This is a genomic window from Actinomadura vinacea (assembly GCF_039532545.1).
Classification (GTDB): Bacteria; Actinomycetota; Actinomycetes; order Streptosporangiales; family Streptosporangiaceae; genus Spirillospora; species Spirillospora vinacea.
The window spans coordinates 35949-59920 of record NZ_BAAARW010000028.1 but is presented as its reverse complement, the minus strand read 5'-3'; the positions used below and the strand labels follow the sequence as shown (position 1 = coordinate 59920).

Annotated in this window: 25 protein-coding genes; 13 read left to right on the top strand and 12 right to left on the bottom strand. The window is 72.9% G+C overall.

All coding sequences use genetic code 11. The annotated features are described in order from the left end of the window. Positions 1-18: 18 nt before the first annotated feature. Positions 19-654, bottom strand: coding sequence for a class I SAM-dependent methyltransferase (locus tag ABD340_RS35830; RefSeq protein ID WP_344595152.1), 636 nt, complete (start codon positions 652-654; stop codon positions 19-21). Positions 655-822: 168 nt separating this feature from the next. On the opposite strand from ABD340_RS35830, the gene ABD340_RS35825 reads away from it, so the two are divergent. Beyond that, entirely contained in the window at positions 823-2121 is a 1299-nt protein-coding gene (locus tag ABD340_RS35825; protein ID WP_344595151.1) for a sensor histidine kinase, read from the top strand. A 21-nt stretch (positions 2122-2142) separates the two neighbouring features. After that, a complete protein-coding gene (locus ABD340_RS35820; RefSeq protein ID WP_344595149.1) occupies positions 2143-2820 on the top strand; it encodes a response regulator in 678 nt (225 codons plus the stop codon). On the opposite strand, the gene ABD340_RS35815 is transcribed toward ABD340_RS35820, so the two are convergent. Beyond that, entirely contained in the window at positions 2817-3773 is a 957-nt protein-coding gene (locus ABD340_RS35815; protein WP_344595148.1) for a quinone oxidoreductase family protein, read from the bottom strand. The two genes, ABD340_RS35820 and ABD340_RS35815, sit on opposite strands and share 4 nt — an antisense overlap. 27 nt (positions 3774-3800) lie before the next feature. Continuing rightward, on the bottom strand, positions 3801-4547 hold the full coding sequence (locus tag ABD340_RS35810) for an SDR family oxidoreductase (RefSeq protein ID WP_344595146.1): 747 nt from the start codon (positions 4545-4547) through the stop codon (positions 3801-3803). 45 nt (positions 4548-4592) lie between these two features. Between ABD340_RS35810 and ABD340_RS35805 the strand changes: the two genes are divergently transcribed. The 3 genes from ABD340_RS35805 (at position 4593) to ABD340_RS35795 (ending at position 7136) form a co-directional block, all read left to right on the top strand. Then, a complete protein-coding gene (locus tag ABD340_RS35805; protein WP_344595144.1) occupies positions 4593-5816 on the top strand; it encodes an acyl-CoA dehydrogenase family protein in 1224 nt (407 codons plus the stop codon). After that, complete coding sequence (locus ABD340_RS35800; RefSeq protein WP_344595143.1) at positions 5813-6493, top strand: TetR/AcrR family transcriptional regulator; 681 nt, start codon at positions 5813-5815, stop codon at positions 6491-6493. The genes ABD340_RS35805 and ABD340_RS35800 overlap by 4 nt, the downstream gene beginning before the upstream one ends. A 259-nt stretch (positions 6494-6752) precedes the next feature. Next, the gene (locus ABD340_RS35795) at positions 6753-7136 is read left to right on the top strand and encodes a luciferase domain-containing protein (protein WP_486303568.1); all 384 of its coding nucleotides are present in this window, start codon (positions 6753-6755) and stop codon (positions 7134-7136) included. A 176-nt stretch (positions 7137-7312) separates the two neighbouring features. Here the strand turns inward: ABD340_RS35795 and kynU are convergent, their stop codons facing one another. The 7 genes from kynU to ABD340_RS35760 are packed head-to-tail and all read right to left on the bottom strand — an operon-like array spanning position 7313 to position 14575. Beyond that, complete coding sequence (kynU, locus tag ABD340_RS35790) at positions 7313-8587, bottom strand: kynureninase (RefSeq protein WP_344595140.1); 1275 nt, start codon at positions 8585-8587, stop codon at positions 7313-7315. Next, positions 8584-9591: an amidohydrolase family protein gene (locus tag ABD340_RS35785; RefSeq protein WP_344595139.1), complete on the bottom strand. Its 1008-nt coding sequence runs from the start codon at positions 9589-9591 to the stop codon at positions 8584-8586. The genes kynU and ABD340_RS35785 overlap by 4 nt, the downstream gene beginning before the upstream one ends. Further along, complete coding sequence (locus tag ABD340_RS35780) at positions 9588-10160, bottom strand: 3-hydroxyanthranilate 3,4-dioxygenase (protein ID WP_344595137.1); 573 nt, start codon at positions 10158-10160, stop codon at positions 9588-9590. The genes ABD340_RS35785 and ABD340_RS35780 overlap by 4 nt, the downstream gene beginning before the upstream one ends. Beyond that, positions 10157-10603: a RidA family protein gene (locus tag ABD340_RS35775; RefSeq protein ID WP_344595136.1), complete on the bottom strand. Its 447-nt coding sequence runs from the start codon at positions 10601-10603 to the stop codon at positions 10157-10159. The genes ABD340_RS35780 and ABD340_RS35775 overlap by 4 nt, the downstream gene beginning before the upstream one ends. 10 nt (positions 10604-10613) lie before the next feature. Next, on the bottom strand, positions 10614-12047 hold the full coding sequence (locus ABD340_RS35770) for a 2-hydroxymuconic semialdehyde dehydrogenase (RefSeq protein WP_344595134.1): 1434 nt from the start codon (positions 12045-12047) through the stop codon (positions 10614-10616). Positions 12048-12099: 52 nt separating this feature from the next. Further along, on the bottom strand, positions 12100-12984 hold the full coding sequence (locus ABD340_RS35765; protein ID WP_344595132.1) for an alpha/beta hydrolase: 885 nt from the start codon (positions 12982-12984) through the stop codon (positions 12100-12102). A gap of 10 nt (positions 12985-12994) precedes the next feature. After that, complete coding sequence (locus ABD340_RS35760; RefSeq protein WP_344595131.1) at positions 12995-14575, bottom strand: ABC-F family ATP-binding cassette domain-containing protein; 1581 nt, start codon at positions 14573-14575, stop codon at positions 12995-12997. A gap of 75 nt (positions 14576-14650) precedes the next feature. Between ABD340_RS35760 and ABD340_RS35755 the strand changes: the two genes are divergently transcribed. The 4 genes from ABD340_RS35755 to ABD340_RS35740 all read left to right on the top strand — a co-directional run bounded on the left by ABD340_RS35755 (position 14651) and on the right by ABD340_RS35740 (position 17321). Next, positions 14651-15325 (top strand): TetR/AcrR family transcriptional regulator, encoded by a 675-nt coding sequence (locus ABD340_RS35755; RefSeq protein ID WP_344595129.1) that lies wholly within the window; start codon positions 14651-14653, stop codon positions 15323-15325. 414 nt (positions 15326-15739) lie between these two features. Next, on the top strand, positions 15740-16192 hold the full coding sequence (locus ABD340_RS35750; RefSeq protein ID WP_344595246.1) for a DUF5753 domain-containing protein: 453 nt from the start codon (positions 15740-15742) through the stop codon (positions 16190-16192). A 44-nt stretch (positions 16193-16236) separates the two neighbouring features. After that, positions 16237-16440: a DUF397 domain-containing protein gene (locus ABD340_RS35745; RefSeq protein WP_344595128.1), complete on the top strand. Its 204-nt coding sequence runs from the start codon at positions 16237-16239 to the stop codon at positions 16438-16440. A 341-nt stretch (positions 16441-16781) separates the two neighbouring features. Next, positions 16782-17321: an SET domain-containing protein-lysine N-methyltransferase gene (locus ABD340_RS35740; RefSeq protein WP_344595126.1), complete on the top strand. Its 540-nt coding sequence runs from the start codon at positions 16782-16784 to the stop codon at positions 17319-17321. Positions 17322-17654: 333 nt separating this feature from the next. Here the strand turns inward: ABD340_RS35740 and ABD340_RS35735 are convergent, their stop codons facing one another. Then, positions 17655-18293: a response regulator gene (locus tag ABD340_RS35735; protein ID WP_344595124.1), complete on the bottom strand. Its 639-nt coding sequence runs from the start codon at positions 18291-18293 to the stop codon at positions 17655-17657. Further along, positions 18281-19522 carry a sensor histidine kinase gene (locus tag ABD340_RS35730; RefSeq protein ID WP_344595123.1) on the bottom strand — a complete coding sequence of 414 codons (1242 nt, stop codon included), beginning with the start codon at positions 19520-19522 and terminating at the stop codon, positions 18281-18283. The genes ABD340_RS35735 and ABD340_RS35730 overlap by 13 nt, the downstream gene beginning before the upstream one ends. Before the next feature lie 169 nt (positions 19523-19691). Here ABD340_RS35730 and ABD340_RS35725 point away from each other — a divergent pair, with 169 nt between their 5' ends. From ABD340_RS35725 to ABD340_RS35710, 4 genes are all read left to right on the top strand, one after another. Beyond that, positions 19692-20417: an ABC transporter ATP-binding protein gene (locus ABD340_RS35725; protein ID WP_344595121.1), complete on the top strand. Its 726-nt coding sequence runs from the start codon at positions 19692-19694 to the stop codon at positions 20415-20417. Continuing rightward, positions 20414-22807 carry an ABC transporter permease gene (locus ABD340_RS35720; RefSeq protein WP_344595120.1) on the top strand — a complete coding sequence of 798 codons (2394 nt, stop codon included), beginning with the start codon at positions 20414-20416 and terminating at the stop codon, positions 22805-22807. Before ABD340_RS35725 ends, ABD340_RS35720 begins: the two co-directional genes overlap by 4 nt. Before the next feature lie 23 nt (positions 22808-22830). Further along, positions 22831-23001: a hypothetical protein gene (locus tag ABD340_RS35715; RefSeq protein WP_344595119.1), complete on the top strand. Its 171-nt coding sequence runs from the start codon at positions 22831-22833 to the stop codon at positions 22999-23001. 140 nt (positions 23002-23141) lie between these two features. After that, positions 23142-23972 (top strand): DUF4253 domain-containing protein, encoded by an 831-nt coding sequence (locus tag ABD340_RS35710; protein ID WP_344595118.1) that lies wholly within the window; start codon positions 23142-23144, stop codon positions 23970-23972.

Sequence of the window (23972 nt, the reverse complement as noted above, 5' to 3'; positions counted from 1 at the left end):
AAGACGTTATGCCACGACTCAGTCGCGCACCGCGAGTCCGATCACATGCGGGGCGGCGGGATTGGGGACGCGCGAGGGCGGGAAGTCGAAGCGGCGCTCCCGCCGCACGGTGAAGCCGCAGCTCGCGATCCACTCGTCGGTGGGCCGGCAGACGTGGCAGCCCGCCGCCAGATACGGCCAGACCACGTCGGCGTACTTCTGGTACCTCACCATGCCGTGCGTGACGCCCCGCACGTGCTCGTAGTAGCGCAGCTCCCCGCCGGGGCGCAGCACGCGGCGCAGCTCGGCCAGCGCCCGCACCGGGTTGCGGACCGAGCACAGCACCAGCGAGACCACGGCGGCGTCGAAGGAGCCGTCCGGCAGGTCGAGCCGCTCGGCCACGCCCGCCCGCACCGCCACCGGGACCGGGGCCTGCGCGGCGGCGGCGACGGCGCGGGCGCGCAACGCGGGCTCCGGCTCGACCGCGACCACCTCGCTCACGCCGCCCGGATAGTGCGGGAAGTTGGCGCCGTGGCCCGCGCCGAGCTCCAGCACGCGCCCGGACGCGCCGGCCAGGAGCTCGTCGCGGTGCGCGTCGCCGCCGAGCCGTGCGGTGGCCGCGTCCAGCCGCGGGTAGAAGCGGGCGAAGACGGGGTGCCTGAGATCATCGGTCATTCCCGCAGTCTCCGGCACCCCGCCTGGATCGTCGAGGCTGCTATTTCCTATTGAGCCGATACCGGTTAAGTGGGCCACTGTGCCCGGGTGCTACCCAGGGCCCGGTCAAGATCTCCCTCCGCCGGGGCACGCGGGTGACCCGCGCCGCGCCGTAGGCTCGCTGGTGCGATGAGCGATGTTCCCCAACCCCCGCGTGACGAGCCCATGTGGCACGACCCCGGCAGGCCCGACCCGCGCCACGACCACGCGCGGCTGCTGCAGGGCGTATGGGCCGCCCTGATCCCCGGCCCGCACGACCCGCGCGAGATCATGCTGCCGCCGCGGCTCTGGCTGCGGGTGCCGGTCCTGCTGCTCATGCTGGCCATGACGATCGGGTTCACGGCGGGCTCCATCGCCATCCCGATCGAGGTCGACGACCGTCCCCCGGGCGTGAGCGCCCTGCTGGGCGTGCTCCAGGCCGCGCCGCTGCTGTTCGCGGTCCGGCGGCCGCTGGCCGCCTGGCGGATCGCCGCCACCGGCCTGCTGGCCGGGGCCCTGATGGTGCACGGCACGGTCTTCTGGCCCTGGCCGGTCACCGCCTTCCTGGCGCACCTGGTGATCCTGTTCTTCGTGGCGATCTCCTGCGACCGGGAGACCCTGGTCGGCGTCGGGGCGGTCGTCATCGCCGGGCTCATCGGGCCCGCGGTGCTGTTCGGGATGCCGGGCTGGTTCGGCGCGATCCTGGCCGGGATCGTGCTCATCGTGCTGGCCTTCGGCGACGCGGTGGGCGGCCGCCGCACCGCCGAGGCGATCCTGCGCGAACAGGAGGAACTGCGCCGCCAGGACCTGGCCCGGCAGGCGGTGCTGGAGGAGCGGGCCCGGATCGCGCGCGAGCTGCACGACGTGGTCGCCCACCACATGTCGGTGATCGCGATGCAGGCGGAGGCCGCCCCGTACAAGATCCCCGAACTGCCGGACGCGGCCCGGCAGACCTTCGGCCTGGTCCGCGACGCCGCCCGCGAGGCGCTCACCGAGACCCGCCGGGTGGTGGGGCTGCTGCGCTCGGACGACGAGTCCGCCGAGCGCGCCCCGCAGCCCGGCCTGGACCGGCTGGACGACCTGCTCGCCGTCGCCCGCCGGTCCGGGCTCGCGGCCGGCGTGACCGTGGTCGGAGTCCCCCGGCCGCTGGCCGCGGGGGTGGACCTGTCGGCGTTCCGGATCGTCCAGGAGTCGCTGAGCAACGCCGCCCGGTACGCGCCCGGCTCCCGGGTGCTGATCAAGATCCGGTACGGCCCGGAGCTGCTGCGCGTCACCGTCACCGACGACGGGCCGCGCGAGCCGCCCGCCGAGTCGCACGGCGGCGGCCACGGACTGGTGGGCATGCACGAGCGGGTCGTGATGCTGGGCGGCACCCTGGAGGCCGGCCCCCGAGCCGAGGGCGGCTGGTCGGTGGTGGCGGAACTGCCGTACGGGGACTCTGAGCCATAGCACCCGGCTAGGGTTCATCTCGTGACGATTCGGGTGCTGATCGCCGACGACCAGGTAATGATCCGCGACGGGCTGGCCGCGCTGCTGTCCTCCGATCCGGAGATCGAGGTGATCGGCCAGGCGGGCAACGGCCGGGAGGCGGTGGAGACGGCCCGCGCGCTGGACCCGGACGTGATCGTGATGGACATCCGGATGCCGGAGATGGACGGGCTGGCCGCGACCGCCGAGCTGGTCGGCGAGCCGCCCGCCGACGACGTCGACCCCGCCGCGATCAGGCCCAAGGTGCTGGTGCTGACCACCTTCGACCTGGACGAGTACGTGTACGAGGCGCTGGGCGCCGGGGCCAGCGGGTTCCTGCTCAAGGACGCCTCGGCGGCCGACCTGGTCAACGGGGTGCGGGTGGTCGCGGCGGGCGACGCGCTGCTGGCCCCGTCCATCACCCGGCGGCTGATCGGCGACTTCGCGCGCCGCCGCCGGCACCAGCGGCCCAGCCCGGGCGCGACCTCCTCGCTGACCCCGCGCGAGCTGGACGTGCTGCGGCTCATCGCGCGCGGCCTGTCGAACGCCGAGATCGCGGCCGAGCTGGTGCTGGCCGAGCAGACGGTCAAGACCCACGTCGGCCACGTGCTGACCAAGCTGGCGCTGCGCGACCGCACCCAGGCCGTCGTGTACGCCTACGAGAACGGACTCGTCGGCTAGCGGGACGGGTCGAGGACGAGTTTGCCGGTGGTGCGGCGGGCGCGCAGGTCCTCGTGGGCGCGGCGGGCCTCGGTGAGGCCGTACTCGCCGCCGGCGACGACGCGCAGCCTGCCGTCGGCCGCCAGCCCGAACAGCTCGCGCAGCGCGGTGCCCATGACGTCGCCGGGCAGCTGGAAGACCTGGGCCAGCCACATCCCGGCGATGGTGGTGGAGTGGGCCATGAGGCCGGCCGGCTGGACGGGCGAGGGCGCCTGCCGGGAGGCCATCCCGTAGAAGGCCAGCCGGCCGAACGGCGCGAGCGCCCGCAGGCTCTGGTCGGTGACGGTGCCGCCGGTCATCTCCAGGACGACGTCGACGCGGCGGCCGCGGTTGGCCTCGATCAGCGCGGACTTCAGGTCGGGCTCGGCCGTGTCGACGGCCGCGTCGGCGCCCAGTTCCAGGGCCAGGTCGCGCTTCTCCTTGGTGGAGGCGGTGGCGATGACCCGGCCGGCGCCCCACGCCTTGGCGAGCTGGACGGCCAGCGAGCCGACCCCGCCGGCCGCGGCGTGCACGACGACCGATTCGCCCGGCTCCAGGTGGGTGCTGCGGCGCAGCAGCACCCACGCCGTCGCGCCCTGGAGGATCATGCCGAGGGCGGTGACGTCGTCGATGCCGTCGGGCACGTCCCAGGCCATGGCCTCGGCGGCCACGGCCTTCTCCGCGTAGCCGCCGGACCCGAGGAGGGCGACGACGCGGCGGCCGTCCGAGGTGCGGCCGACGGCCTCGCCGCCCGGCACCAGCGGCAACTCCGGGCTGGACAGGTAGCTGTCCTCGGCCTGGTGGGTGTCGGCGTAGTTGACGCCTGCCCGGGACACCTCGATGAGCAACTGCCCGGGCCCGGCGACCGGCTCTGGTACCTCGGCGACGTTCAGCACCTCGGGGCCGCCGAACTCGGTGATCTGGATCGCGCGCACTGTCTCTCCCTCGGTTGGACGGTCCGGTCAGCGCGGGCCTGGGACGCCGCGGAACTTGAACGGGCCGGGCTCGCGCCCGGGGACGACGAACCAGGCCTCACCGGTGTCCTCCCCGTCCAGGATCGCGCCGAACGCCTGGACCACGTCGTCGACCTCCAGGATCGGGAAGCCGGTGCGCTCCAGGTCGCCCTTCATGTCGCCGAGGATGGCGGTGTCGGCGAACGAGGGGCACAGCGCGTTGACGCGGATGCCCTCGGGCGCGTAGGCGGGACCGAGGGCGCGGGCGAGGGCGACGACGGCGGCCTTGTTGGCGCCGTAGAAGGGGTCGAACGGGGTGGGGGTGAGGCCGGCCATGCTGGCGGTGACGATGATGTCGCCGCCGCCGCGGGCGCGGAGGGCGGGCAGGGCGGCGTGCACGCCGTAGACGACGCCGTCGAGGTTGATCGCCATGGCGCGGCGGTAGGTCTCGGCGTCGAAGCCGTCCTCGATGCCGCAGCCGCTGGTGACGCCGGCGTTGAGGAACGCGACGTCCAGGCCGCCGAACGCCTCGACCGCGGCCGCGACGGCGGCCTCGCTGTGGGACGGGTCGCGCACGTCGCAGTGGACGAACCGGCCGCCGAGCTCTTCGGCGAGCGCGCCGCCGCGCTCGTCGTCGATGTCGGCGAGCACCAGGCGCACGCCGCGGTCGGCGAGCAGGCGGGCCACCGCCGCGCCGATGCCGTTGGACCCGCCCGTGATCAGCGCGACTTTGCCGGCGCCGTCGAAAGCCGCCATGTGACCGCCTCCCAAAGTAACTGACTCGTCAGTTACTCTAGCCGAATGGACTTCGGTTTGAGCGAACGGGCCCAGGACCACCTCGCCCGGCTGCAGGACTTCATGGACGCCCGCGTCTACCCCGCCGAACCGCTCTACGCCGAGCAGCGTCGCGAGCTGCGGGCGGCCGGCCAGGAGCACACCGTCCCGCCGATCGTGGAGGAGCTCAAGGTCGAGGCGCGCGAGCGCGGCCTGTGGAACCTCTTCCTCCCCGACAGCCAGGACCCGGCGCACGGCCTGTCGGTCACCGACTACGCCACCCTCGCCGAGGTCACCGGCCGCTCCCCGAACATCGCCCCCGAGGCCATCAACTGCGCGGCGCCCGACACCGGCAACATGGAGGTGCTGCACCTGTTCGGCACGCCCGAGCAGAAGCGGCGCTGGCTCACCCCGCTGCTCAACGGCGAGATCCGCAGCGCGTTCGCGATGACCGAGCCGGACGTGGCCAGCTCCGACGCCACCAACATCGCCACCCGTATCGAGCGCGACGGCGACCACTACGTCATCAACGGGCGGAAGTGGTGGATCAGCGGCTCCGCCGACCCGCGCTGCGAGATCATGATCCTGATGGGCAAGACCGACCCGGGAGGCCACCCGTACCGGCAGCAGTCCATGGTGCTGGTGCCGCTGGACACCCCGGGCGTGGAGATCGTCCGGCCGCTGCCCGTGTTCGGCTACTCCGACCAGCACGGCCACTGCGAGATCCGGCTCGACGACGTGCGCGTCCCGGTGGAGAACCTGGTCGGCGAGGAGGGCGGCGGCTTCGCCATCGCCCAGGCCCGGCTCGGCCCCGGCCGCATCCACCACTGCATGCGCGCGATCGGCATGGCCGAGCGGGCGCTGGAGCTGATGTGCGAGCGGGCCGTGTCGCGGGTGGCCTTCGGCGAGCCGCTGGCCCGGCAGGGCGTGGTGCAGCAGCAGATCGCCGAGTCGCGGATGGCCATCGAGCAGGTCCGGCTGCTCACCCTCAAGACCGCCTGGCTGATCGACCGGCACGGCGTCAAGGCGGCCCGCTCCGAGGTGGCCGCGATCAAGGTGATCGCGCCCCGGGTCGCGCTGGAGGTGGTCGACAAGGCCATCCAGGTGCACGGCGGCGCCGGCGTCAGCGACGACACCCCGCTGGCCGCGATGTGGGCCGGGCTGCGCACGCTGCGCCTGGCCGACGGGCCCGACGAGGTCCACGTGCGTTCCGTGGCGCGCGCCGAGCTGGGTAAGTACACCGGCAAATGACGCGCGAGACGGGGGAGGCCGCGCCGGGCGTGCGGCGCAGGATGCCGCACGCCCGGCGCCGCGAGCAGTTGCTGACGGCGGCGACGGGCGAGTTCGGGCGGCGCGGCTACCACCTCACCCAGATGGAGCACGTGGCCGCGGCGGCGCAGGTCTCCAAGGCGCTGCTCTACCAGCACTTCGCCTCGAAAGAGGAGCTGTTCGCCGAGGTGACCGAATCGATCGTCACCGACCTGACCGGACGGCTCAGCGAGGCGGTGCTGGCGCAGCACGACTCGGGCGAGGGCATCCGGGCCATGGTCCGGGTGCTGTTCGACTACGCCACCGAGGAGCCGGACTCCTGGCCGCTGGTCATCCGGCACCTGGACAAGCCGGAGGACGGGCCCGGACTGCGGGAGCTGCGCGAGCTCCGCGACCGGCTCGGCACCGCCTTCGCCGACCTGCTGCTGCGGCGCCGCCGCGCCGACCCGGCGCTGTCGCCGACCGCGCTGGCCGTCAACGAGCGCCGCGCGCGGCTGCTGGTGCCGCTCATGTACGGGTCCATGCTGTCGATGGTGTCGTGGTGGCTGGAGCACCCCGACACCGGCCGGGAGGACGCCGAGCAGATGGCCTACGAGTTCATCTGGCTCGGCCTCGACCGGCTGCGCTCCGGCGAACGCATGCCCGCGCAAGACCGGTGACCGCCGCCGGGGACGGAACTAAAACGGACCATAGGACTGTCCGCAAGGCGGTCTCGCCACCATCCCGTAACGATTCCGCCTCGACCGGTTCCGCACCGGGTCTCGCCGGCGCAACCATGGCGCTGTGGCAGCCGACGGAAGTGGCGGGACTTCCCATTCCGGTCGCATCGCAGACCGGCTCAGCGCCTGGCCGGGGGTATCCAAGGTCCGGGCGGACTGCGGCGTAGGCTACGCCCTCGCCGCCAAAGGCGTACAGGTCATGCATCTGCATACCGGCGACGAGGCCGAGCTGCGGCTGACCCGTCCGGTGGTCGAGCGGCTCGGCGCGGCCCTCGCCGACTCGGGGCGCGTCACGATCCAGCCCGGCGGCGAATGGATCTCGGTTCGCCTCGAGACCGGCTCCGACATCGCCCTGGTCGTCTCGCTCGCCAGCGTCGCGATCAAGGTCGGGGTGGCCGCGGCGGGGGTGCCGCGATCGGCGGCCGCCCGGCACCGCGGCCCCTGCAGCGCCGCGGCCGGGGGCATCCCCCCGGACCGGCTGGCCGCCCTCATGACGGCGGGCGGCGGCTCCCCGATGCCGCTGGGCCAGTTCCCGCTGCTGCCGAAGGGCACCCGGCAGCACGCCGGCGCCCCGGTCGAGTAGCGCTGTGTTTATTGCAATCACGGCCCAGGGATACTCGCCTGGCGGCTCGCACCCTGACCGTGCTTGGGCGAGCGCGACATCGCTTCGCGATCTGGCCGGTGAGGCTTGCCTCCGGCTTTGCCTCACCGGCCAGGTAGCGCGCTCGCGCGGTACCTGAGGCCACCTCGAGACAGGCCCTACCCGCCGGGCCGGTGGTCGAGTGCGGCGGCCAGGGCCCTGCCGGCGCGGTGGCAGTCGTGGAAGGTGGAGTACAGCGGCACCGGCGCGAGCCGTACCACGTCGGGCTCGCGGGTGTCGGCCAGCACGCCGGCCTCCGTGGCGAGCCGTCCGGCCAGCGCGGCGGCGTCCGGGACGCGGATCGACAGCTGGCAGCCGCGCGCGGCGGGATCGGCGGGGGTGACGACCCGCAGCCCCGGGACGGCCGCCAGCCGCGCGGCCAGGTAGGCGGTGAGCCGCTCGCTCTTGGCCCGCAGCGCGGCCATCCCGACCCGGTCGAAGATCTCCAGCGAGGCCAGCACCGGGGCCAGCGCGAGGATGGGCGGGTTGGACAGCTGCCAGGCGTCGGCGGAGGCAGGCGGGGCGATGTCCGGCGCCATCCGGAAACGCGTCGCCGGGTCGGTGCCCCACCAGCCCGACAGCCTCGGCACCTCGGGGTCGCGGACGTGGCGTTCGTGGACGAAGCATCCGGCGACCGCGCCCGGACCGGAGTTGAGGTACTTGTAGGAGCACCACGCGGCGAAGTCGACGTCCCAGTCGTGCAGGCGCAGCGGGACGTTCCCGACGGCGTGCGCGAGGTCCCAGCCGACCGCGGCCCCGGCGGCGCGGCCCGCCTTGGTGATGGCCCGCATGTCCATGAGCTGGCCGTTCAGGTAGTTGACGCCGCCGAGCAGGAGCAGGGCGACCCGGTCTCCCTCGCGTTCGAGGTGGTCGAGGATGTCGTCGGTGCGCAGGTTCTCCTCGCCGGGGCGCGGGCGCAGCCGCACGACGGTGTGCGCCGGGTCCAGGCCGTGGTGGACGGCCTGGCTCTGCACGGCGTAGGAGTCGGACGGGAAGGCGGTGTCCTCAATGACGATCCGGGTGCGGTCGCCGGCGGGCCGGTAGAAGCTCGCCATCATCAGGTGCAGGTTCACCGTCAGCGAGTTCATCGCGACGACCTCGTGCGGCAGGGCGCCCACGAGGCGCGCGAGCGGTTCGCGGGCGTGCTCGTGATAGTCGACCCAGGGGCGGCGGCCCCGGGTGTGCCCTTCGACGCCGAGCCGGGCCCAGTCCTCGAGTTCCTCGTTCACCCGGCGGGCGGTGCTCTTCGGCTGGAGCCCCAGCGAGTTGCCCGCGAAGTAGGCGGACTCGGCGTACGTGCCGCCGGGCGCGGGCGGCACGTGGAACGCCTCGCGCAGCGTCGGCAGCGGGTCGGTGTCGTCGAGGCGCAGCGCCTCCCGCTCGTCCGCGTTCATGTCCGCGCCTCCTGGAGGCCGAAGAAGCGGCGGGCGTTGCCGCCGAGGATCGCGGCGCGCTCGTCCGCGCCTAGCTCGCACGCCCGGACGACCGCGCCCGGCTCGAGCTCGCCCAGCGGGAAGGGGAAGTCGGTGCCGAGCATCACCCGGTCCGCGCCCATGACCTCCACCAGCAGCCGCAGCGCGCGCGGGTCGAAGACGGCGGAGTCGACGAAGAAGCGGTCGGTGTAGGCCGACGGCGGGCGCGGCGAGTCGCGGCGGACGATGTCCCGGTTGTGCCAGGCGTTGTCGGCCCGTCCGAGCAGGTAGGGGAAGGCGCCGCCGCCGTGGCAGAAGCACAGCCGCAGCGCGGTCGGCAGCCGTTCGAACGCGCCCGACAGGATCAGCGTCAGGATCGACAGCTGGGTCTCGGCGGGCATCCCGACCAGCCACGGCAGCATGTACCGGCCGCCCATGCGGTCGTCGCCGAGCATGTCCCACGGGTGGACGAGCACCGGCACGCCCTCGGCGGCGCAGTGCGCCAGGAACTCCACGATGCCCGGATCGTCGGGGTAGCGGGTGCCGACGTGGTTGCCGATGTGGACGCCGCGGTGGCCCGCCGCGGCCGCCTTGGTGGCCGCCGCGCAGGCCAGCGCGGTGTCCTGCAACGGGACCTGGCAGAGCGGGAGCAGGCGGCCCGGGGCCTGCGCGCAGTACTCCAGGATCCGCTGGTTGACCAGTTCGCACCAGTCGGCGGCACGGGCCGGGTCGGCCGCGTACCCGAACATGAGCGGGGTGGAGGAGACCGCCTGCACGTCCACGCCGGAGCGGTCCATCGCGGCGAGCCGCTTCTCGGGGTCCCACAGCTCGGCGCGGACCGGCCGGAACTCGGCGTCGCCGCTCATCATCATGCCAGTGCCGCCGCGGTCCTCGCGCAGCCACGGCTCGCCCGCGCCCGCCAGCAGCCGCGCCTCGTCACGGGAGAGCCGCGGGAAGACGTGCGTGTGGACGTCCACCACGGTCACGCGCGCACCCGGGTCCGCGGCCGGGCCTCCTCGGGCCATTCCTTGCCCGGGTGGACGGCGCCGCACTCGCCGCACGTGCGGTCGCCGTCGTAGAAGCCCTGGAAGACCGGCGGGAGGTCGTCCACGATCGACCGCACCTGGAGCTCGGCGCGGTGCACGAGGTTGTGGCATTCGAGGCAGTACCACTCGAACGCCTCCTGGACGCCTTCGGGCCTGGCGACCTCGACGACCAGGCCGATGCTGCCGGGCTCGGGGCGCTGGGGCGAGTGCCGCACGTGCGGCGGCAGCAGGAACACGTCGCCCTCGTTGATCTGCACGTCGACCGGGGGCTTGCCCTCCTCTTCCATGACGCGCAGGACCATGTTGCCCTTGAGCTGGTAGAAGAACTCCTCGATCGGGTCGTCGTGGAAGTCGGTGCGCTGGTTGGGCCCGCCGACCACCATCACGATCATGCCGGCGTCCTGCCAGACCTGGACGTTGCCGACCGGCGGCCTGAGCAGGTCGCGATGCTCGTCGATCCAGCGGGAGAAGTTGAACGAGTGCCCGTTGGACAGTTTCGGCAGGCTCATGATCCGGCCCCCTTCAAAGGCAGGTACGCCACGCAGGCGATCTCGATGAGCAGGTGCGGGTGGGGGAGCTGGTGGACGGCCACGGTGGTCCGGGCCGGGCCGGTCTCGTCGAAGTACTCGCCGTAGACCTCGTTGTAGCCGCCGAAGTCGTTCATGTTCACCAGGTAGGCGGTCACGTTGACCAGGTCGGGCAGGTCGCCGCCGGCGGCGTTCAGCAGGTCGCGGACGTTCTCGATGACGGCGCGGGTCTGCGCGCGGATGTCCAGGTCGGTGACGCCCATCGCGTCGGCGCTCGCGCCCGCGAACGTGCCGTCGGGACGGCGGGCGCTCGTCCCGGAGACGAACAGCAGGTCGCCGGCCCGCTTGACGTGCGGGAACCGGCCGCGTGGCGGGGCCTTGCCCGTCACCAGCAGCGCGTCGGTCGGCGCCGGGCGCTCGGCCATCTCGCCTCCCTCAGATCTGCACGCACACGTTGACGGGCTCGGAGAAGAAGTCGAGGGAGTGCTCCCCGCCCTCGCGCCCGATGCCGGACGCCTTGACACCGCCGAAGGGGGTCCGCAGGTCGCGCAGGTTCCAGCAGTTCACCCACACGATCCCGGCCTGGACGCGCGGCGCCACCCGGTGCGCGCGCGACAGGTCGCGGGTCCACACGGTCGCGGCCAGCCCGTAGGGGCTGTCGTTGGCGAGCCGGAGCGCCTCGTCCTCGGTGTCGAAGGGGGCGACGTGGCACACCGGCCCGAAGATCTCCTCGCGCACCGAGCGGGCGGCCTCGGGCAGGCCGGTGAGCACGGTCGGCTCGACGTGGAAGCCGCGGTCGCGCCGGTCGCCGAACTCCGGAACGCCGCCGCCCGCCACGACGGTGGCGCCCTCCTCCTGCGCCAGGTGGTAGTACGACAGCACCTTGTCCCGGTGCTCCGCCGAGATCATCGGCCCGTAACCGTCCAGGGCGCGGGCCCGCTCGGCCAGCGCGGCGACGAACTCCTCGAAGATCGGGCGCTGCACGTACACCCGCTCGGTGCACAGGCAGATCTGCCCGGAGTGGGTGAAGGTGGAGCGCGCGGTGCCGTCGACGGCCGCGTCCAGGTCGGCGTCGGCGAACACCAGCGCCGGGTTCTTGCCGCCCAGCTCGAACGACAGCGGGGTGACGTGATCGGCGGCGTTGCGCATGATCGCGGCGCCGGTCGCCGACTCACCCGTGAACGCGATCGCGTCCACCCCCGGATGGCCGGTGAGGAACTCCCCCGCCGCCCCAGGACCGTGCCCGTGCACCAGGTTGAACGCGCCCGCCGGCAACCCGGCCTCATCGATCACCGAGGCCAGCAGCGTCGCGGTGGACGGCGTCTCCTCGGAGGGCTTGGCCACGACGGCGTTCCCGGCCGCCAGCGCCGGAGCGACCTTCCAGGTCAGCAGCAGCAGTGGCAGGTTCCACGGGGAGATCACCGCGACGACGCCGAGCGGGCGCCGCACCGTGTAGTTGAGCGCCTCGCCGCCCGCGCCCGCGCTCCAGCCGGGGATCCGGGTGGTGTAGGCGCGCTCTCCCCGCCCGTACAGCAGGTCGGCATAGGCACGGAAGTTGCCGATCGCGCGGGGGATGTCGACGGTGGCGGCCAGCTCGCGCGGTTTGCCGGTGTCGCCGGTCTCGGCGTCCACGAACTCCTCGAACCGGGCCTCGATCCCGTCGGCGATCCGGCGCAGCGCGGCGGCCCGATCGGCCTCGCGCCAGGGGCCCTCCAGCGCGCCCCGGGCCGCCCGCACCGCGTCATCGACCGTCTCGCGGGCTGCCTCGGGGACCTGGCCGAGCACGGTGCCGTCGACCGGGTCGACCAGCGGGAACGTCGTCGGCCCTCCCTCCAGGAAGGCACCGCCGACGTAGTGGGCCGGCTTCATCGCCGCTCCTCTCGCCCTCGGCTTGCGATCATCATCACCCGGGCCGCCATACCTACTCAATACCCCTGACGAGGCCGAGCAGGGCCCGGAAGGGCGCCGAGTCCGGATCGGCGAGGTCGAGCACGACGTCGAAATGGTCCCGGTCCGGGACGATCATGAGCTCGGCCGTGCCGCCCCAGTGCCGGGCGAAGCGGCGGGACTGCTCCAGGAAGCCGCCGCCGTCGTGCTCGGCGACCGCGACGACCGCTGGGCAGCGCCGCCCGGACGGCGCCAGCTCCGGGCTCAGCGCCGCCGCCCGGGGCACGTCCAGGCCGAGCCACTCGTTGACGTAGACCCGGGTCAGCGGCCGGATGTCGAACAGGCCGCTGAACGGCATCGCCGCCTTGACCGCGTCGTCCGGCAGCCCCGGCGCCTGCCAGCCGTCCAGCATCGTCATGGCGGTCAGGTGGCCGCCGGCCGAGCTGCCGCCGACGACCACGCGATCGGGATCGAGCCCGTACCGGCGGCCGTGCCGGTGCACCCACGCGATCGACGCCCGCACCTGCCGGACGATCTCCTCCAGGGTCGCCCCGGGTGCGAGCGTGTAGTCGGGGACGACCGTGGCCACGCCGTTCTCGTGCAGCGGCCGGGCCATGAACGCCGAGTCGGACCGCGAGAGCGCCCGCCAATAGCCGCCGTGCAGGAACACGAACACCGGCCGCGCCCCGCCGCCCTCGGGGGCGCCCCAGACGTCGAGGCGCTCGCCGCTCGGCTCGTCGTAGACGATCCCCGGATGCCCGGGCAGCCTGTCGACCGCCGCGTCCGACAGCTCGCGGTAGCGGGCCATGTGGCGGGCGAACAGCTCCTCCCCCGCCTTGGCGCGCACGTTGTAGGCCGCGTCCAGTTCCTCGTCGGTCAACTCCCGCCCAGGCCAGTCGTCGAGATCCATGACCGGCATGCTGCCATGGTCACTCCCGCCAGACGGGCTCGTCCGCCTCGCGCACCCGGCCGTCGGCGCCGCAGATCAGGTAGCGGTCGAAGTCGGCCGCGAACCACCGGTCGTGCGTGACCGCCAGGACCGTGCCCTCGTACGACTCCAGCCCCTGCTGGAGGGCTTCGGCACTGGCCAGGTCGAGGTTGTCGGTGGGCTCGTCCAGGAGCAGCAGGGTCGCGCCCGACAGCTCCAGCAGGAGGATCTGAAGCCGGGCCTGCTGGCCGCCCGACAGGGTCTCGAACGGGCGCGACCCCGCGGGCGCCAGTTCGTACCGGGCCAGTGCCGCCATCGCGTCGTTGCGGACCAGGGCGTACTCGCTCATCACGATCTCGGCCGGGGTCCTCCCGTGCAGGTCGGGACGGCTGTGCGTCTGGACGAACAGCCCCGGCGCCACCCGCGCCCCCAGCCGCGCGACCCCCGAGTGCGGGACGTCCTCCCCCGCCAGCAGCCGCAGGAACGACGACTTGCCCGACCCGTTGGAGCCGAGTACCGCCACCCGCTCGCCGTACCAGATCTCGATGTCGAACGGGCGGAGCAGCCCGGTCAGCTCCAGCGACTCGCACACCAGCGCGCGCTTGCCCGTACGGCCGCCCCGCAGCCTCATCCGCACGTTCTGCTCCTTGGGCGCGCTGCGCGGCGGGCCCGCCTCCTCGAACCGCTGCAGCCTGGTGCGCGCGGCCTGGTACGACGAGGCCACCGCGTCGTTGTTGGCGGCGCGCTGGCGCAGCGTGTGGACGAGTTGCCTGAGCCTGCCGTGCTCGTCGTCCCATCTGCGACGCAGCTCGTGCAGGCGTTCGGTGCGTTCGCGGCGTGCCTGCGCGTAGCCCGCGAAGCCGCCGCCGTGGATCCAGACGTCGCCGGACTCCACGGTCACGATGCGGTCCGCGACATCGGCGAGGAGGCGGCGGTCGTGGGACACCAGCAGCACGGTCTTGGCAACGCCCCTCAACCTTTCGGCGAGCCATTCCTTGCCCGGGACGTCCAGGTAGTTGTCCGGCTCGTCCAGCAGGAGCACGGAGTCGGGACCGCGCAGGAGCGCTTCGAGCACGAGCCGCTTCTGCTCTCCACCCGACAACGTATTCACCCCGCGGTTCTTCACCTCGTCGTAAGGCAGCCCCAGAGCCGCCGTCGTGCAGGTGTCCCACACAACCTCGATCTCGTATCCGCCTGCGTCGCCGTAGTCCGCCATGGCCTGGGCATAGGCAAGTTGCGATTGTTCGCCGTCGCCCAGTGCGCATCGCGTCCGTTCCACACGTTCGGCAACGGCGCGCACGCCCGAGGGCGCCACGGACAACAGCAGGTCGTGGACGCTCCGGTCGTCCCTGACGCTTCCGATGAACTGCCGCATCACGCCCAGCCCGCCCGAGGTCGCCACCACTCCCCCAGCCGCCTGAAGGTCTCCGGCCATGAGCCGCAGCAAGGTGGTCTTCCCCGCCCCGTTGGGCCCCACCAAGGCGGCCTTCACGCCTTCCCCGACGCGGAACGACACGTCGTTCAGAAGCGGCCGTCCGTCGGGCAGCGCATAGGTCAGGCGGGTGACTTCGACGTGCCCCACGACAACTCCTCGTACAGCGTTCGACTAACTGGATCGAAGATCCGGCACTGGCCCAATGTACTAGGCTCTCGCCCCATGAGCAGCAGCGTGTGGCTACGGCAGGACCGCCCGCGGCGCGACACCCCGCCCTTGACTCGTGAGCGGATCGTCCAGGAGGCCGTCGCCTTCCTCGACGAGGAGGGGCACGAGCGGCTGACCATGCGCCGCCTCGCCGAGCGCCTGGGCACCGGCTCCACGACCCTCTACTGGCATGTGAAGACCAAGGACGACGTCCTCGACCTGGCCCTGGACGAGATCTTCGGCGAGGCCCGGATCCCGTCAGGGGACACCGGCTGGCGCGAGGCCGTCACGGAACTGCTGCATCAATGGCGTGCGGCGATGCTGCGCCACCCCTGGTCGGCGGCCCTGCTCAACCGGCCGCTTCTCGGCCCGAACGTCCTTGCCCGCACCGAGTTCATGCACGCCACGCTGGTCCGCGCGGGCTTCCGCGGGCCGCACCTGGTCGCCGCCGCCTCCAGCCTGTCCAACTACGTCATCGGCGCGGCGCTCATCCGGCCCGGGGACGACGAGGCGGCCGAGCGCGCGGCCGCCGACGAGCTCCTACGGCGACACCGGGACCGCTACCCCAGCCTCGCCGAGCACGGCCACCTCAGCGACAACGACTGGGACGCCGCCTTCGCCCAGGGCCTGACCTACCTTCTAGACGGCATGGCCCCCCACGCTCAGACCGACCTCGCGGGGAACTCCTGACGTCTATCGCGCGTCGCGTCCAACGGGCTGCCACCCCTCGGGTCGTTGCGGAGCAGTGCTTACTCGCTCATACGATCTCGACCAAGGCCCGCCTGTACAGGTCGGGACGACTATCAGCGCCGCGTCACTTCGAACCACACCGTGACCTGGCGCCGTTCCCGATCACCCACTCGGTATCCCCACCGTTGCGAGAGCCCGTCTCCAGATCCTCGCGGTGGGTGAGCCGCGCCCAGGCCACCGGCTCCCACGCGGTCACCGCGCCACCGCTGCGATCTGGTAGGCGGCGGCGCGTGATCCGTCCACCGTCACCTTGCAGTGACCGTCCCAGAGGTACGACCAACGTCCGTCGTTTTCCTGGCAGCTGAGCACCGCCATCCACCGGCGCCGTGACCACATCCACACGAACAACACGGGCTGCCCTGCCGGCTCTATGCCCGGGCCGTGGTGCGCGGCGGGCCCCTCGAACTCGAGCCCGACGAGATCGAGCGCCGCGTCGAGGTCCGCATGAACCGCCAGCGGCTACTGACCGGCCCTGATCGTCCACAACTCTGGGCGATCATCGACGAGGCCGCGCTACGCCGCGTCATGGGAGGCCCCGAGGTGAGGCGTGCCCAGCTTCGGCATCTGGAGCGATCCGCCCACGGCAGGACGACGCTCCAGATCCTTCCGTTCGGGATCGGCCCGCATCCCGGCACGACCGGGCCGTTCATCGTGCTCGGCTTCCCTGAGGCCACCGAGGTCGACGTGGTCTACATGGAGACCATCGGCCGGGAACCTGTGGGTGGACAAGCCCGAGGAGGTGAAGCGGTACAGGACCGCCTTCGATCACCTGCGCGCTCAGCCCAGATGACTCGCGAGATATGCTAAATGCACTGATAAAGCATGTTGAGTGAGGTTTTAGGAGGCACGGGATGGCGACTCCCGATACGTCCCGTGCGAGGTGGCGTACGAGCAGGCGCAGCCAGCAAAACGGCGCGTGCGTGGAGGTCGCCGCCATGCACGGCGCGGTGGCCGTGAGGGACAGCAAAGATCGCCAGGGCCCGGTTTTGTTCCTCCCCCGCGCCGTCTGTCAGAGGTTCAGCCAGCGCGTCAAGCATGCGGGCTACGACATCTGACGTCTCGCAAGATCAGCGTTGTCCGGTCCGCCACAGGCATCCCTTGACATGGCCGCGCCCCGCCCGCACGTCCACCGCCGTCCAGGGTGATCTAGCGTTTTGAGTCAATAGTTCTTTGTTAGGTTCAGCGAGCTCTGGTACCACTCGGCCGGGCTCCGGTGCGGGCGCGGCGGGGACTACCGGGCCGGCCGCGATCCACCCGACCTCTTGATCGCATCCGGTACGGATGCGACTGAACGATCACTTAGGCCATGCGTTGCGGTCGGCCCCAGCGTGGGGATCGACAGGTTCACCCGAGATCAGCTCGCGGGCAGGGGCTGATCCTTCAGAGAGCAGGCGACGTGAACAACGGCTACGAACTCCAGGGAACCGGCTCCAAGGGTGAAGGCGTGTTCGCCACCCGGTTCTTCCAGGTCGGCGAGACGGTGATGGTCGGTGTCATCGACCTCGAACTCGACCACAACCACGCCCACGCATCCCAGGTCAGCGAGAAACGGTTCGTGCTGCACGGCGGACTCACCTCCAAGGTCAACCACTCCTGCGACCCGAACTGCGGAGTTCGCCTCAACGCCAGCGGCGCGCACGACTACCTCGCCCGCCAGCCGATCACCGAAGGCCAGGAGATCACCTTCGACTACGCCATGCGGAACTACTCGGTCGAGCACTTCGCCGCCCACTGCCAATGCGGCTCGTCCCGCTGCCGCGGCCGCATCACCGGCTGGAAGGATCTACCCGCCGCACGCAAAGCAGACTACGACGGCTTCGTCGCCCCCTACCTCACCGACATCGACCAGCGCGCCAGCGAACAAGAGGCCGACAAAGCCACGCGGAACGAATCGGTAGTGCCTCAACCGACAGCTCAGGAAGACCCAGGGCAATGAGTCAGCGAGAGGGAATCCCTCACTCCACCGCAAGGCCAGCCCGCCGCACGGGTGGTACCAACTCTCGCTGAAAATGAACCTGTCTCAGCCGGTGGCAGCACCGCTCACGCGTAGGCGGTACAAGAACTCGCGCGTAGAACCAGGTCGCTGTGCTCGTCGGCCTGGTGGTGATTGTCTATCGGCCTTCAGCGTGCTCGCTGGGTGGGGGCGGCCGTAGCCGGGCTGCGAGACGGGATCGGACGGAACAGGCCGCATGCCCGGCTCGCAGAGCCGGGCATGCGGCCGCCCGGCGACCCGCAAAGCGGGGCGCCTTTAAAGACGTAACGAAAGTCCTCAGGAGTTGAGGTAGGCCAGGACGGCGAGGACTCGGCGGTGGCCGGAGTCGGTGTGGGGTAGGCCGAGTTTCACGAAGATGGCGCCGATGTGCTTGCTGACGGAGCGCTCGGTGATGACGAGCGTGGTGGCGATCGTGAGGTTGTCCAGGCCCTGGGCCATGAGGCCCAGGACCTCGCGCTCGCGCGGGGTGAGGGCCTGGAGCGGGTCGCTGCGGGTGGTCATGAGCTGGGACACGACCTCGGGGTCGAGGGCGGTGCCGCCGGCGGCGACGCGCCGGAGGGCGTCCAGGAACTCCTCGACCCGGCCGACGCGGTCCTTGAGCAGGTAGCCGATGCCCTGCGCGCCGCCGGCCAGCAGCTCGGCCGCGTAGGTCTCCTCGACGTACTGCGACAGCACCAGGACGGGCAGCCCAGGCAGCTCCTTACGGGCGGCGATGGCGGCGCGCAGGCCCTCGTCGCGGAAGCCGGGCGGGAGGCGGACGTCCAGGACGGCCACGTCGGGCCGGTGCTCCAGGAGCGCGGGCAGCACGTCGGGCCCGCCTTCGGCGACGGCGACGACCTCGTGGCCGTCGGTGGTGAGCAGCAGCACCAGGCCCTCGCGCAGCAGCACGTTGTCCTCGGCGATCACGATCCGCACGGCAGCTCCACTTCCAGGGTCGTTCCACGGCCGGCGGGGCTGTCGAGCCGGGTGGTGCCGTCCAGCGCGGCCACGCGGCGGCGGATGCCGGCCAGACCGCTGCCGCCCGCCGGGTCGGCGCCGCCCTTGCCGTCGTCGCGGACCAGGACGCGCAGCGCGGTCGCGGTGCGCCGCAGCGAGACCTCCGCGCTTGAGGCACCGCTGTGTTTGGCGATGTTGGTGAGCGCCTCGGCGACCACGAAGTAGGCGGCGGCCTCGACGGCGGCGGGCGCCCGGCCCGGGTCGGGCAGCTCGAGGTGGACGTGGATGTGCTGCCCGGCGGCCAGCGCGCGGATGGCGCCGGGCAGGCCGCGGTCGGACAGGATCGGCGGGTAGATCCCGCGGATCACGGTGCGCAGCTGGGTCATCGCCTCCTCGACGCCGTCCCGGGCCTCCAGGAAGAGGGCGCGGGCGGCGGCGGGGTCGGCGTCGAAGCGGCGGTCGGCCAGGCCGAGGCGGAGCGCGACGGCGACCAGTTGCGCCTGTGTGCCGTCATGGAGGTCGCGTTCGATGCGGCGGAGTTCGGCGCCGTGGGCTTCGAGGGCCTCCGCGCGGGTCTCGGCGAGCTCCTCGATCCGTTCGGTGAGCCTCGTCCGGCGGGTGGGACGCAGTAGGAGGTCGGCGAGCAGGGCCTGCCCGCGCGCGAGCAGCGGCACGCCCCAGATCAGCACGGCGGCGTTCACCGCGGTCTGGACGAACGGCATGGTCAGAGCCTTGGGCCAGGTGTCCAGCACGATGTACGCCGATTGCGAGCCCTCCGGCGCGGCCCACCACCACAGCGGCTGGGTCAGCGAGAACAGCACCGCCGGCCAGAGGCCGACCGCCAAGAAGGCGGCGAGGAGGCCGGTCGTGCCGTGCAGCGCCATCCAGGCGAGATCGCGCCAGGTGGAGGAGGAGCGCAGGAGCCGCACGGACTGCTCCAGCGCGGTCCCCCGCGGCGGTTCGTACGGTTCGGGGATCTCGCGGCCGACCGCGGCGCCGGCGCGGCGCCGTTCGACGCCGGCGAGCGCGCGCAGGGGCCGCAGCAGGTCGGGCAGCCAGGGCAGCGCGATCAGGACGACGGAGAAGAGGGCCACCACGGGCAGCGCGATCAGGCCCGCCAGCGCGGGCAGCGCGGTCCGCAGGCCGACGACAAGGTAGGCCGTGGCGGCACCGCTGCGCCTGAGCGCGTCCATCGCCTTTTTTCTCATGTCCACCGAAACCGTAGACGACGGCGGGCTCGGATGTCGGTGACACGCGCCCCCGGATCGGTGGTGTAGCGGGCTACACCACCGATCCGGGAGTACGGGCCGATGTGCCGGCCGCCCGCCCGGATCTACGTTCTTGCAGGTGAGAAACGGTCGGTCAGCGAGGGGAACGATGAGGACGCTCACGAAGACGGATGGCGCGGTGCGGCTGGAGGCGGTGACCAGGGCCTACGGCGACGTCACCGCGCTGCGCGAGGTCACCTGGTCGTTCCCGCGCGGCGGGCTCACCGCCGTGATGGGCCCTTCGGGGTCGGGCAAGAGCACCTTCCTGCACTGCGCGTCGGGCCTGGACCGTCCGACGTCGGGCTCGGTGCGGATCGGCGAGGTCGACCTGGGCACGCTGAAGGAGGCCAGGCTGACGCGGCTGCGCCGGGAGCGGATCGGGTTCGTCTTCCAGGCGTTCAACCTGATCCCGTCGATGAGCGTGGAGCAGAACGTCACGCTGCCGCTGCGGCTGGCGGGCCGCGACCCCGACCCGGCCCGTGTGGCGGCGATCCTGCGGCGGGTGGGACTGGCCGAGCGGGCCGGGCACCGGCCCTCGGAGTTGTCGGGCGGGCAGCAGCAGCGCGCGGCGATCGCCCGCGCGCTCATCACCGAGCCGGAGGTGGTGTTCGCGGACGAGCCCACGGGGGCGCTGGACCCGCGCACCGCCCGGGACGTGCTGCGCCTGCTGCGGGAAGCCGTGGACGTGTCCGGGCAGACCGTCGTGCTGGTCACCCACGACCCGCTGGCGGCGGCCTGGGCGGACTCGGCGGTGTTCCTGAGCGAGGGCCGCGTCGTGGACGAGCTGACCGCGCCGACGGTCGAGCAGTTGCTGCGCCGCTGGGAGACGTTGTGAAGGCGCGCTACGGGATCTTCGTCACGCTGGCGTTCGCCGCGGCGCTGGTCGGGTCGTGCGGGGTGCTGCTGGAGTCGGCGCTGCGGGCGCACGCCCCGGTCGGACGGTACGGACCGGCCGCGGCGGTCGTCACGGGCCCGCAGTCGGTCTCCATGCGGATCAAGCAGCCGGGTTCGGACCCGGAGACGCAGCGGCGGCCGCTGACGGAGCGGTCGCGCGTACCGGTGGCCGTGGCGGCGCGGCTCAAGACCGTGCCCGGTGTACGGGACGTGATCGCGGACGTGTCGTTCCCCGTGACGTCGGCCGACGGCAGGGCGCTCACCGGCCGCACCTGGACCCGCCTCTCCGAGGTCCGCACCGGACGCCCTCCCCAGACGGCCGATGAGGTCGCCCTGGAGGCCGGCGCGCCGCTCGGGCAACGGGTGATGCTGCAGGTCAACGGCAGCCCGCGCCCCTACACCGTGACGGGTGTCGCCACCGAGGGCGCGTACTTCGCCCCGCCGACGGCCGCCGCGCTCAGCGGGCATCCGGCGCACGCCGACGCGCTCCTCGTCATCGCGGACGGAAACGTGGACGCCGCCGGCCTCCGCAAGGCCGCCCCCGGCCTCAAGGTGTCCACGGGCGCGGCCCGCGGGGACGCCGAAGACCCGAGCGCGGCCGCCGCACGGCCCGACGTCATCGAGATGGCGAGCTCGCTCGGCGCCGTGGCGATCATGACGGCGCTGCTGGTGGCGGGCGGGCTCATCGCGCTGTCGATCCGCGAGCGCGCCCGCGAGTTCGCGCTGCTGCGGGCGGTCGGCGCGACGCCGGGCCAGGTGCGGGCCGGGATCGTCCGGGAGAACGCGCGGACCGCGGTCGCCGCGGGCCTGGTCGGCGGGACGCTCTCGCTGCCCCTCGGCGCCGCCATGCACGCGGCGATGACGCGCAAGGGCGTGCTGCCGGACGCGCTGGGCCTGTCCCTGAGCCCCGCGCCGGCGCTGGCGGCGCTGCTGATCGTGCTGCTCATCGCCGCCGTGTCCGCGCTCCTGGCGTCGCTGCGGGCGACGCGGATCCGGCCCGTGCAGGCGCTGGGCGAGGCGGCGGTCGAACGTCCCGGGCTGCCCAGGTGGCGGCTGGTCACGGGCGTGCTGTTCTTCGTGCTCGGGCTGAACGCGCTGGGCCTGTCCGCGGCGACCTCCGGCTCGGCCGCCGCGCTGTCGGTGGGCGGGCTGGTGATCTCACTCATCACGGCGACCGCGTTCCTGGGGCCGCTGATCGCCCGGACGGGCGTCCGGGTGCTCGGCGGCCCGGCGCGCCGCCTGGACCCGCTGGCCGGCGACCTGGCCGCGCACGCGGCGGGGGCGGCGGCGCTGCGCGCGGGGGCGGTGCTGACGCCGGTGGCGCTGGCGGTGGCGTTCGCGGGCACGCAGCTGTTCGTCCAGTCGACGATGGTGCGCGCGACGGAGGTGCAATCCCGTGAGGCCACCCGTGCCGACCAGGTGCTGGTGTCGGCGGGCCCCGGCCTGCCCGCCGAGGCGACGCAGGCCGTGCGGCGGACCCCCGGTGTGACCGCGGCGACGGCCGTGAAGCGGACGACGGTGGTCATGCCGGTGAACGAGCTGGGCGAGAAGCAGCTGCGGTCGCTGCCCGCGCGCGGCGTGGCGCCCGAAGGGCTCGTCCGCACCACCGACCCGGGGATCGTCTCGGGCCGGCTCGGCGATCTGCGCGGCGAGACCGTGGCGCTCAGCCGGGACGTCGCGGGCGGGACCCGGGTGGGTGCGATCAAGCCGCTGTGGCTCGGCGACGGCACCCGGATCAGGCCGCGGGTGGTGGCGGTCTACGAGCGCGGGCTGGGCCTGGGCGAGGTGCTGCTCCCCCGCGACCTGGTCGCCGCGCACTCCACGTCCCCGCTGGACGACCACGTCCTGGTGAGCGGCCGCGCCGACCTGCGCCCGGTCGCCGCCCGCTACGCCGGTGCCCGGGTCGTGTCGGCCCGGGAGTTCGGGGCGCAGGTGTCCCGGCAGCTGCGGGTCGAGGGCTTCATGAGCTACGTGGTGGTCGCGTCGATCGCCGGATTCGTCGTCATCGGCCTGGTCACCACCCTCGCACTGGCGACGGGCGCGCGGCGCCGCGAGTTCGCGCTGCTGCGGCTGACGGGCGCGACCCGGCGGCAGGTGCTGCGGTCGCTGCGGCTGGAGGCCGCGATCGTGCTGGGCACCGGGCTGGTGGCCGGATCGCTGGTCGCCGCGGTGACGCTGCTGTCGTTCGCGATGGCCGTCGGCCTGCCGGTGCCGTCCGTGCGGCCCGTCCCCGCGGTGCTGGTGCTGGTCCTGGTGGCCGGCTCCGGCACGGCTGCGATGCTCCTGCCCGCCCGCGCGCTGATGCGCCGGAGCTCCCCTGGAACCCCGTAGAAACCCGAGGAAGGAAAGAAACCATGGACAACGCAAAGCGCGGAACGCTGTTCCTCGTCCTGCTGGTGGTCAACGTCTCGGCCTCGGTAGTGGCCGACGGCACCTGGTACCAGATCGTGATCGGCGCGCTGACCGGCGCAGGGATGCTCGCCCTGGCCGTGGACTACCTGGTGCGGGGCCGCCGCAAGGAGTGAGCCCGGGCCGGGTTCGGCCGCTCCGGCGCGGGCCGGGGCGACCGAACCTGGCGGCCGGTCCCCCCGGCGGGGCCGACGCCGTTAACATCTCCGGAGTGCCAAGATCCCCGTTGGCACGACGAGCACCCGAACGGCGAGAGATGGACGACGTAGAGCTCCGGCCGGCCCTACCGGGCAACCTGCCCCAGCTGTTCGCCGACGCGACCGTCGAGCGGACGCTGTCGGCCGGGCTGCCCGAGGGGGACGTGGTCTGGCCGGACCCCGGCTACCCGCAGCACCAGTTGGTACTGCGCCCCGCGTTCTGGCTGAGCGACGAGCCGGTGGGCGGCGAGCTGTGGTCGCGGATGCGGGCCGAGCATCCCGGGTCGGGGCTGTGGCCGCTGCTGCTGGACGAGACCGACCAGCCGTGGGCGGCCGGGCAGGTCGCCCCCGAGCCCGTCGCCGACATCGACAACTACGCCCCCGGCGCGTTCATGTACGAGGTGTGGACCGACTGGTCGGAGCAGGCGTCGGAGGACGATGCCGACGACCTGGCCCCGTTCGGGCTGCACTGCCCCGGCCCGGCCGAGCCCGGCCACCTCATCGACGATCCCGACGCGATGGCCGACCGCCACGCCCGCGTGCTGGCACGGCGGGGCCTGTCGCTGGGACTGGCGGCCGTGGACCGGGGCGCCGACGCCTTGGCCGCGCTGGGCTGGCAGGGGGCGCTCAACCACAACGAGTGGACCGCTCCCCTGGCGGCGGTCGTGCGCAGCTGGGAGGAACGCTTCGGCGCCCGCGTCATCGGGCTCGGCTTCAACACCCTGGAACTCAGCGTGGCCGCCCCGCCGGTCACGACCCGCCAGGCGATCCACGTCGCGGCCGAGCACTGGGCGTTCTGCCCCGACATCCTCTTCCAAGGCCCAGGCACCCTGGCCGGCTACGCCGAGGAGATCCGCGGCAAGACCTGGTGGTCCTTCTGGTGGGATTGA